Genomic DNA, 9,522 nt, shown 5'->3' with positions numbered 1-9,522 from the left:
GTGCGACTGCCCAGCGGGGAGGAGCGCTCCTTCCAGCTTGCCGGCGATGAGGTCTATGTGGATGCCCACATCCTCAAGTGGAAACCCCTCGCCCAGCTGTTGGGGCTCCATACCGCCTACGAGCTTTCGCGCATCGCCGGGCGCTACACCGCCTTAGAACAGGAGCGCACGGCTCCGCGCACCGTCTATTCCCTGGCCGAGGATAAGCCGGTGGATCTGTTCCGCCTGCGCCGACGCTACGCTTTCCTTGCCCCTCTGGTGGATGCGCAGTACGGTTCGGCCACTTTCGTGACGGCGAGCCGTCCGGCCGAGTTCGAGGTCAAAGTCTCGACGAGCGGGCTGCTGGTGCGGGAAACTGCGTCGCCGCGATGATTCCCTCATGGAAAGGCGAACGCCGGGACGCGCCGCGCCAGGTTCCCGACGCTGTTCCCCGGAAAGCACCTCATCGGGCTTTCTCCTGCGCCCACCGACCCAACTCGTCCAGCAGTGCAGCGATCGCCCGCTCGAAACCCGCAACCGCCCCCGGCGCGTCGTAGCTCGCCGCCGGGGCGGCCTGGTCGAAGGTCCTGCGCGCCAGCAGACGCCGGCTGCGCCGGTCCACCAGCTCGGCGGTCAGGCGCACCCGGGCCCAGCCCGGCGCTTGGGCGGCATCGTGGTAGAGCTCGGTGAGTGTAGTGTTGAGGATCAGCTCCCCGTCAACGCCCGAGGTGCTTAGCGCCACGCTGGAGAAAGCTCCCGCCGTCTCCAGCCGTGCCACCAGAAGCCGCGTAAACGCTTGCCCGGGACGCTCGGTCCAGAAGGCGTATTGGTAGTAGCCCCGGGTGCCGGGCTTGCGGCTAAAGGCGATGGAGGCGGTGTCGTAAAAACTCTCTACCTCGGTGGGCGCCACGAGCAACCGGCGAGATGCCCCTGACGCCCGGACCGGCCGCACCGAGGCGAAGCTCCCGTCCCCTAGAACGTAATAGACGGTGGGCGACTGCCCCACCGTCATGCACGCCGGAAGCATGAGCAACAGTGCAAGCCCGGCGAGGCCCGCACCCGCCCCTCGGGCGCGCCTCATCGTCTCTCCCCCGGGCCCAGCTCGGCCGCATGGGGGCCGAACAGCACTGCACGGGGGTCCTCCAGCCGCCGCGCCGTGCGGGAAAGGGAATCCGCCGCTGCTCGCAGCTCCCGCGCGGTCGCCTGCAGCTCCAGCTTCCCCGTGTCGGAGAGGCGCTCCAAATCGCCCGCCACCGTCGCCAGGTCCCGTTCCAGAGAATCCAAGCGCGCTCGTGCTTCGGCCAGGGTCTGCCGCGCTTCGGCCAGCACCTCCTGCGTCCCCTGGGCGATTTCCCCTACATGGTGATCCAGCCCCTCGGCCGCCCGCCCGATCGTGGCGCTGGCGGCGGTGAGCTCCCCGGCGGCCCGGGTCACCGCAAGAAGGGCTTCCCGCAGGGCCGGAGCTTGCTGCTCGAGCTGCAGAGTGAGGTTCTCCAGATTGGACAACGTCCCCCGAATGCGGGCGATGTTGTCGTCGGTGAGCACGCGCTGTAGCTGCTCCAAGGTCTTCACACCTTCCTCGGCGAAGCGGCTCAGGGCATCGGTCACTTCTTGGGTGCCCTCGGCCTCGGCGATCACCGGATGCGGCAGTCCCGGAGGTGGCTCGGTGTTGGGCAGGCTCTTGTCGTCGGTGTTGATGAGATGAATGGCCGCGAGCCCCGTCACCAGGTTGCGCACGATGGTCGCCTGGGTGCTCTTGCGCACCGGTGTGTCCGCGTTGACGCGGATCAACACCCGTACCGCGTTCGCCTCCCCTTCCTCGATCTGAAATCGCGCCACGTATCCCACCTTGATGCCCCTCATCTTCACGTCGCTGTTGATCTGCAGGCCGTCCAGGGACTGGTGGCGGAAGAAGATGAGAAACGGCTCGGTGCCCCGCTCCAGCCCGGCCCGGTTGAGCCAGAGGATAAAGACCACCAGGGCGGCCGCCAGGACGAGAATCACGACGCCGACCAGGGCGTAGCGGGCTTGAGGTTCCATGGCGGGCTCGCGCTAGCGCACCAGAGTTTGCCTGGAGTGGAAATACTCCCGCACCCAGGGATCGTCCACCTGGGCGACCTCCTCCACCGGACCGTCGGCCAGGAGCTTTCCATCCCCCAGGACCAGCACGCGCCGGGCGATACCAAACAGGGTATCCAGATCGTGGGTGACGAGGAACACCGTGATTCCCAGGTCCCGATTGAGGAACTGGATCAGCCGGTCGAAACCGCGGGCGGTCACGGGATCCAATCCCGAGGTGGGCTCATCCAGGAACAGGATCTCCGGGTCCAGGGCCAAGGCCCGGGCGAGGGCCGCCCGCTTGCGCATGCCACCGGAGAGCTCGCTTGGCATCTTGGCCGCCGCCGAGCTAGGCAGTCCCGCCATCGCCAGCTTGATGCGCACCAGCGGCTCGATGAGCTCGTCCGGAACGTCGCTGTGTTCCTTGATCGGCACGGCGATATTCTCCGCGACCGAAAGGGAGGAAAACAGGGCCCCGTCCTGGAACAGCATGCCGAAACGGCGGCGCGTCTCTTCCAGTTCGCGCTCGGAGGCGCTCCACACCTCGGTGCCGAGCAACCTCACCCGACCCGCAGCGGGTTTGAGCAGACCGATGATCTCCCGCACGAGCACCGATTTGCCCGAGCCGCTCGCGCCGATCAGGGCCACGAGCTCGCCTCGCCGCACTTGAAACGACACCCCATGGTGTACCGTGGCCGCGCCGAAGCGGGCGACCAGATCCTCGACCTCCACCACCGCCTCCGGCCCGGCCGGCATGGGCGGCCTGTCCCGCACGACAGCAGCAGAAAGCGCCATCAGATGCCCAGCTCCACGAAGAGCACCGCGAACCCGGCATCGAGCAGGATCACGGAAACGATGCACTGCACCACCGTGGCGGTGGTGGCCGCACCGACGCTGCGGGCGTCGCGCTTGACCGCCATTCCCATGCGGCAGCCGATCAAGGCAATCACCAGGGCAAACACCGGCGCCTTGGCGAGCCCCACCCACACGTGCCTCACGGCAAGAACGCTCTGCAGGCGATCGAGGAAAGTGGGCACCGTGATACTGAGCCGCAGATCGGCGATCAGCATGCCGCCCAGGATGCCCATCACGTCGCCGAGAAAGGTGAGCAAGGGCAAAGCCACCACGAGGGCGACCAGCCGGGGAATGACCAGCAACTGGATGGGGGAAAGGCCCAGGGTGCGGATGGCGTCGATCTCTTCGGTGACCTTCATGGTCCCGAGCTGGGCGCAGAAGGAGGCGCCGGTGCGCCCGGCCAGGATGATGGCGACGATGAGGGGGGAGAGCTCCCGGCACATGGCGAGCCCCACCCCATCCACCACGAAGATATTGACGCCGAAGCGCTCGATCACGATGCCGAGGAGGTAGGCGAACACTACGCCGATCAGGAAAGTAACCATGGCCACGATGGGAATGGCGTCCACCCCCACGGTCTCCAAGTGGGACACCATCTCCCGCAGGCGGAACGCGCGGGGCTTTACCGCCACCCGGACGAGCTCCACCGCCACTTGGCCCAGGAATGCGGTCATCCCCCGCACGTTTTCGAACAGCTCCAGGGCGGCGCGGCCGACTTTCGCCACCGGCCCCAAGTGGGTCGTGGGTGGGCAGGCGGCGCTTTGCCTGAGCCGCTCCGATACCAGGGTCATGACGCTCAGGTGTTGGGGAGCGAAGCGCTTGAGCTCGATGGCTCCCCAATCGAGGCCACGAGCGGTCAGGAATCGGTAGATCACCGCCGCGCCGGAGGTGTCGAGGGCCTCCAGTCGGCTGCCGTCCAAGGCGGTTAAGGGCACGGCCGCCACCTGATCCAGCGCGAGTGCGATGCGGGAGAGCTGGGGGAGCCGCCACAGGCCCATCAAGTAAAGCGTCGCACCCCCCTCGCCAGGCTCGAGGCGCAACCACGGACTGCCGTCGGTCATGACTGAACGCCGGTCACCGGTCCAAGAAAAAACGCCGGCTAGTTTAGCCCGGTTCTTCCCAGTTTGTCGCCCCGCCGGGATCGTTCGCTCCCAGGCAACATACCCTTCGTCAGGAAAAAAAAAGAGCGGGCCGCAACCCGCTCAAGCTCGACGTCCCAGGGAAAAGATTCAGCTTACCGCGGGCATTTTCATCCTGCATTGGCCCGCGCCGCGTCCCGGGCAATCCCCGTCCCAACGGAGCGTTGGGGCAGCGCCTTAACGTCGGGATCGGAGCTGCGCACGGCCTCTAGCCGGTAGCCGAAGTTGTACACGGTGGTCAGGCGATAACCATTCTCGGGACGCAGGCCCAGCTTGCTGCGCAAGTGGCTGACGTGGGTATCCAAGGTTCGGGTGGGCACGTCCACGCTCTTGCCCCACACGGCCTCCAGGAGGTGCCCCCGGGAGAGCAGGCGCCCGATGTTGCGGAACAAGAACGCGGCCAGATCGAACTCCTTCTGGGTGAGCTCCACCCGCCGGCCGTACAGGGTCGCCTCCCGCTCGTTCAGGTCCAGTACATAAGGCGGGAACTCCAGGATTTTCGCTTCGACCCGCGGGTTGGCCCGCCGCCAGACGGCGTTGAGCCGGGCAACAAATTCGAGCGGCCGCACCGGGGGCACGACGTAGTCGTCGGCCCCGGCATTGAGCGCGTCCGCCACGTCTCGCTCGGCGTTGCGATGGCTCACGAAGACCACCGGCATGTCGCAGGACGAGCCGCGGCGCACCGCGCGCAGCACGTCTATGCCGGTTATGTCGGTCAATTCCCAATCCACGAGCAGCACATCGAAACTCTCGCGGCCTGCGGTGACCAGGAACTGGCGGCCGCTCCCAAATACATGGCAGTCGTGTCCGGCTTTCTGCAGGCTCTGCTTGAGCTGCTCGGCCTGCTCGCGGTCGTAGACCAAGATGGCGATACGCAATTGAATTCCTCCCTTCTCCCTAAGCGATCCGCCCTCATCCTTTGGATTGAATTTTTTTACACCCCACCTCGCTGCAAGGGGTGTGCCAGCGTCCCGGGGCACCGGCTAGAACAAAAGAAAGTTTTAATATTCAGTAAGGTATAAAAAACGCGGGGAGCCCCCGCCGTTTAATGAAAAGGTCGAAACAACCCTGGTCGGCCGCCGCGGCCACTCGGCAAGTCCCGAGACGACAAGAAAAAACAGGGAAGCGGATGCCTTCGACGGGAAGCCGTCGGCCCTGTCGCCGCCTTCGACAGGCGCTGCCCGCCATCGGGAGCTCGATCCGAGGCAGCCCAATGAGCCTCTGCAGGCCCCTCGCCTCTCGCCAACTCCGACGGCGGGCGCCCGGTGGGGAAATCGCCCCACCTGCTCCGCGCGAGCCTATTTCAGGCGGGTGGGTATGATCACTTCGGAATGCAGGGTGCGATGCACCGGGCACTTGTTGGCGATCTCCAGCAGCCGCTGGCGCTGCGCCTCGTCGAGGGGGCCGACGAGCTCGATCACCCGCTCGATGCGATCCACCTTACCCTCCTTGGTTTCACACGTCTCGCAATCGGCCGCGTGGATCTTCTCGTGCCTGAGCTCCACCGCCACCCGCTCCAGGGGCCAGCCTTTCTGCTCGGCGTACATGCGCAGCGTCATGGAGGTGCAGGCGCCGAGGCTCGCCAGCAGGAGCTGGTAAGGCGAGGGGCCCGTGTCGCTGCCGCCGTAGGTTAGCGGCTCGTCGGAGCGCAGGCGGTGGTGCCCGGCGCAGATCGTCTGGGCGTATTTCCCGCTGCCCACCTCCTCGACCCGCACCACCCCCTCGGGACACGCCGGCGAGACCTCTTGCCCGCTTTTCCTTCGCTTTAGGTAGCGACTCGCCCAGGCGGCGAGTACCCGGGCGACATAGACGGCATCCTCCCGGTGCGTGAGCAGGTGATCGGCATCGTCCAAGGAGACGAAGCTCTTGGGGTGCTTGGCCGCCAGGAACAAGCGCGCCGCATTCTCGATATCCACCACCGTATCCCGGGGCGAATGCATGATGAGGAGCGCCTTGCGCAGCTGCCCGAGGCTTCCCAGGATGTCTGCTCGGGCGAGCTCGTCCAGGAATTGCCGCCGGATGCGGAAGCGGCGCCCGGCGATCTCCACTTCCGCTTCCCCCCGCGCCTCGACCTCCGCTCGACCTGGGGCAAGCAATCGCGCCACATGGGCGGGCTCCGCTGGCGCGCCGATGGTGACCACCCCCACCGCCTCCGGAATATTCCGGGCCGCGGCCAGCACCGCGGCGCCGCCCAGGCTGTGGCCGACGAGAAGCCGGGGAGCCTCATGCTCCCGGCGCAGGTAGGCTGCTGCCGCCACCACGTCGGCCACGTTGGAAGAAAAGCCGGTGTTGGCGAAGTCCCCCTCGCTTCCCCCCAGCCCGGTGAAGTCGAAGCGCAGCACGGCGATCCCCTGCGCCTTGAGCTCGGCGCTCACCTGGGCCGCCGCCAGGCTGTCCTTCGAGCAGGTGAAGCAGTGGGCAAACAGGGCATAGGCGATCACCTCGCCCACCGGCAGGTCAAGACGGGCGGCCAAGGGCGCTCCGAGAGCGCCGGGAAAGTAAATCGGTTGCATGGAGGTTCTCCGGGCGTAGACTTCAGCTCTGCGCGATTCTCGTTAGAATAGAGTTGCTTTTTTTACTCTCGACACGAAGGAGGGTCAAACGATGGGCAAAGGCGATCGCCGCACGCGACGGGGCAAGATCTACAACGGTTCCTATGGCGTAACCCGCCCCCGTAAAAAGAAGCAACCGGCCCCCAAAGGGAAATGAAGTTCTCTGCGCGGCGGCTCCATGCCTGACTACGCGACGGTCAAGGCGAACTGGGCGGCCCGGGGGTTTTCCTGCGATATCTGGATCGATCCGCCGGGACAACAGTGGATCGACTTCGTCCACGACGTGGACGAGTTGGTCATGCTGGACGAGGGCGAGTTGGAGCTCACCTTCCACGGGCTAACCCTGCGGCCTCGCCCGGGCGAAGAGGTCCTCATCCCCGCCGGCGCGCGCCATAGCGTGAGAAACCCCGGGGCCCGCGACAACCGCTGGTTCTACGGCTACCGGCACCGCTAAGAGAGCGTTCGCCGGCCCGTGGACAAATTCGACCGCATCTACCAGCTCCACCGTATCTTCGAGGGGCGCCGCACTCCGGTGCCGCTCGCCGAGCTGATGGCGCGGCTGGAGTGCTCCGAGCCCACGGTCTACCGGCTGCTGCGGGAGATGAAGGACTACCTGGGCGCTCCCATCGAGCACGACAAGAAGACGGGAGGCTATGCCTACCGACGGGACGAAGACGGGCAACCCTACGAGCTGCCGGGGCTGTGGTTCAACGCGCGGGAGCTGCAGGCCCTGATCGTCTTCGAGCAACTGTTCGAATCCCTGGAGCCCGGCCTCCTGGGCGAACACTTGGCGCCCCTCAAGGAGCGCATCACGACCCTCATCCGCCATCGCCGCCTGGGGCTCGGCGAGGTCGGCCGCCGTATCCGGCTCCTTGGCATGGCGGCCCGCCCGACGGGCGAATGGTTCCACGTGCTCGCCAGCGCCACTCTGCAACGCCGGCGGCTGCGCCTGCGCTACCACGCCCGCTCCAGGGAAGAGATCTCCGAGCGCACCGTCTCCCCCCAGCGCCTGGTCCGCTACCGGGACAACTGGTACCTGGACGCCTGGTGCCACACCCGCCGGGCGCTCCGGAGCTTCTCGGTGGACCGGGTGCGCCGAGCCGAGGAGCTCGATCAGCCGGCTAAAGAGATCCTGGAAGAGCGCCTCGACGAACACCTCGCCTCGAGCTACGGCATCTTTGCCGGGCGGGCGAACCAAGTGGCCGTGCTGCGCTTCTCCCCCGAGCGTGCCCGCTGGGTCGCCGACGAGCGCTGGCACCCCAAGCAGCAGGGTCAGTTCTTGATGGACGGGCGCTACGAGCTGCAGATCCCCTTCCGCGACCCCACCGAGCTCACGATGGACATCCTGCGCTTTGGGCCGGACGTGGAAGTGGTTGCTCCCGAAAGCCTGCGTCAACTGGTGATGGAACGGCTGCAAAGAGCGCTGGCCCAGTATGGGGCGCCGAAGCCCGAATGACCGGAACCCACGGCGCCACGGCATAAAGAGCGCCCCGGTTTGCCTCCGCCCTCGTTTAGGATGGTCCGCAAGCTTGCCCTATCCCTGCCCCGCCGCTGGAACAAGGGAAAATCTCCTTCGACCCGAGCTGCCGCTATCGCGTTTTGATCGGGGTAACCGGTAGGATTGCCTTGTCATCGACCAGCAGCAAGAGTCGCCATGACAATTTTTTACAAAGAGAGCACCCATGTCTCCTGAATGGATGGTTCCCATCGCCCTGATCGCCGGAGGGCTCGCTGCCTGGTGGGTGCGCGGCATGCGGGCGAAAAGCGCAGCGGCCGCTCTGGAAGCGCGCCTAGCCTTCGCAGAGCAGCAGCTCACGGAGAAGGCTCGCGAGATCGAAACGCTCCGAGCCGAGCAGGCGCGTTCGGCCCAGGCGCTGCGGGAGGAATCCGAGCGGCGGGTAGCGGCCGAGGAGCGGCTCGCCGCCGAGCGCCGGGCGACGGAAGAAAAGCTCAAGCTCCTAGAAGAAGCCCGCACCGCCCTGTCCGACGCCTTCAAGGCCCTGTCCGCTGAGGCACTTCAAAGCAACAACCAGTCCTTCCTCGACCTCGCCAAAGCCACCCTGGAAAAGTTTCAGGAAGGCGCGAGAAGCGACCTGGAGGCGCGCCAGAAGGCGGTGGACGAGCTGGTCAAGCCCCTGCGCGAATCCCTGGAAAAGGTGGACGGCAAGCTGGGCGAGCTGGAAAAGGCGCGGGTGTCGGCCTACGCCGCCCTGAGCGAGCAGCTGAAAAGCCTGGTGGACACGCACCTGCCCATGCTGCGCAACGAGACGGCGAACCTCGTGAAAGCCCTGCGCCAGCCCACGGTACGGGGCCGCTGGGGGGAAATCCAACTCAAGCGCGTGGTCGAGATGGCCGGCATGCTGGAATACTGCGACTTCGTGGAACAGGAATCCCGCGCGACCGAAGAGGGGCGCCTGCGCCCGGACCTGATCGTGCGGCTGCCGGGCGGCAAGAGGATCGTCGTGGACGCGAAAGCCCCGGTGGAAGCGTACCTGCGGGCCGTGGAGGCGAGTGACGACGAAGCACGGCACATGCACCTGGCTGAGCACGCCCGTCAGGTGCGCGACCACATGGTGGCTCTCGGCCGCAAATCCTACTGGGCCCAGTTCGATCCCACCCCGGAGTTCGTCGTGCTGTTCTTACCGGGAGAGATGTTCTTTTCCGCCGCCCTGCAGCAGGATCCCGGCCTGATCGAGTTCGGCGTGAACGAGAGGGTCATCCCCGCCACCCCCACCACCCTCATCGCCCTGCTGCGGGCCGTGGCCTACGGCTGGCGTCAGGAGGCCCTCACCCGCAACGCCCAAGAAGTGGCGGACCTCGGCCGCCAGCTCTACGAGCGCATCGCCAAGCTCGCCGAGCACTGGGCCAACGTGGGCGATCGCTTGGGGAAAGCGGTGGATGCCTACAACAGCGCCACCGCCACCCTGGAGACACGGGTG

Annotated in this window: 10 protein-coding genes and 1 pseudogene; 5 read left to right on the top strand and 6 right to left on the bottom strand. The window is 66.4% G+C overall.

Features of this window, described 5'->3' with window-relative positions:
• Positions 1-372 (top strand): annotated as a pseudogene (locus V7Q81_RS12385) (cation/multidrug efflux pump); the annotation flags it as partial.
• Between the two features lie 70 nt (positions 373-442).
• Here the strand turns inward: V7Q81_RS12385 and V7Q81_RS12380 are convergent.
• The 6 genes from V7Q81_RS12380 to V7Q81_RS12355 all read right to left on the bottom strand — a co-directional run bounded on the left by V7Q81_RS12380 (position 443) and on the right by V7Q81_RS12355 (position 6,544).
• Positions 443-1,060, bottom strand: coding sequence for an ABC-type transport auxiliary lipoprotein family protein (locus tag V7Q81_RS12380; protein WP_333843759.1), 618 nt, complete (start codon positions 1,058-1,060; stop codon positions 443-445).
• A complete protein-coding gene (locus V7Q81_RS12375) occupies positions 1,057-2,019 on the bottom strand; it encodes an MlaD family protein (protein WP_333843756.1) in 963 nt (320 codons plus the stop codon). The genes V7Q81_RS12380 and V7Q81_RS12375 overlap by 4 nt, the downstream gene beginning before the upstream one ends.
• A 12-nt stretch (positions 2,020-2,031) precedes the next feature.
• Positions 2,032-2,832, bottom strand: coding sequence for an ABC transporter ATP-binding protein (locus tag V7Q81_RS12370; protein ID WP_333843753.1), 801 nt, complete (start codon positions 2,830-2,832; stop codon positions 2,032-2,034).
• A complete protein-coding gene (locus tag V7Q81_RS12365) occupies positions 2,832-3,953 on the bottom strand; it encodes an MlaE family ABC transporter permease (RefSeq protein ID WP_333843750.1) in 1,122 nt (373 codons plus the stop codon). The genes V7Q81_RS12370 and V7Q81_RS12365 overlap by 1 nt, the downstream gene beginning before the upstream one ends.
• Positions 3,954-4,141: 188 nt before the next feature.
• On the bottom strand, positions 4,142-4,909 hold the full coding sequence (locus V7Q81_RS12360; protein ID WP_333843747.1) for a response regulator transcription factor: 768 nt from the start codon (positions 4,907-4,909) through the stop codon (positions 4,142-4,144).
• 420 nt (positions 4,910-5,329) lie between these two features.
• A complete protein-coding gene (locus V7Q81_RS12355; RefSeq protein WP_333843743.1) occupies positions 5,330-6,544 on the bottom strand; it encodes a bifunctional alpha/beta hydrolase/OsmC family protein in 1,215 nt (404 codons plus the stop codon).
• A gap of 91 nt (positions 6,545-6,635) precedes the next feature.
• Between V7Q81_RS12355 and V7Q81_RS12350 the strand changes: the two genes are divergently transcribed.
• The 4 genes from V7Q81_RS12350 to rmuC form a co-directional block, all read left to right on the top strand.
• On the top strand, positions 6,636-6,740 hold the full coding sequence (locus V7Q81_RS12350; protein WP_333843740.1) for a 30S ribosomal protein THX: 105 nt from the start codon (positions 6,636-6,638) through the stop codon (positions 6,738-6,740).
• 21 nt (positions 6,741-6,761) lie between these two features.
• Positions 6,762-7,037, top strand: coding sequence for a cupin domain-containing protein (locus V7Q81_RS12345; protein WP_333843737.1), 276 nt, complete (start codon positions 6,762-6,764; stop codon positions 7,035-7,037).
• An 18-nt stretch (positions 7,038-7,055) separates the two neighbouring features.
• Positions 7,056-8,039, top strand: coding sequence for a helix-turn-helix transcriptional regulator (locus V7Q81_RS12340; RefSeq protein ID WP_333843735.1), 984 nt, complete (start codon positions 7,056-7,058; stop codon positions 8,037-8,039).
• Between the two features lie 226 nt (positions 8,040-8,265).
• Positions 8,266-9,522: DNA recombination protein RmuC (rmuC, locus tag V7Q81_RS12335; RefSeq protein WP_333843733.1), on the top strand; the 1,257-nt coding region annotated here is incomplete at its 3' end.

Source organism: Pelomicrobium sp. (genome assembly GCF_036803785.1).
Lineage (GTDB): Bacteria > Pseudomonadota > Gammaproteobacteria > Burkholderiales > UBA6910 > Pelomicrobium.
Note: the sequence above shows the minus strand (reverse complement) of the source record. Positions and strands in the feature narration are given on the sequence as shown.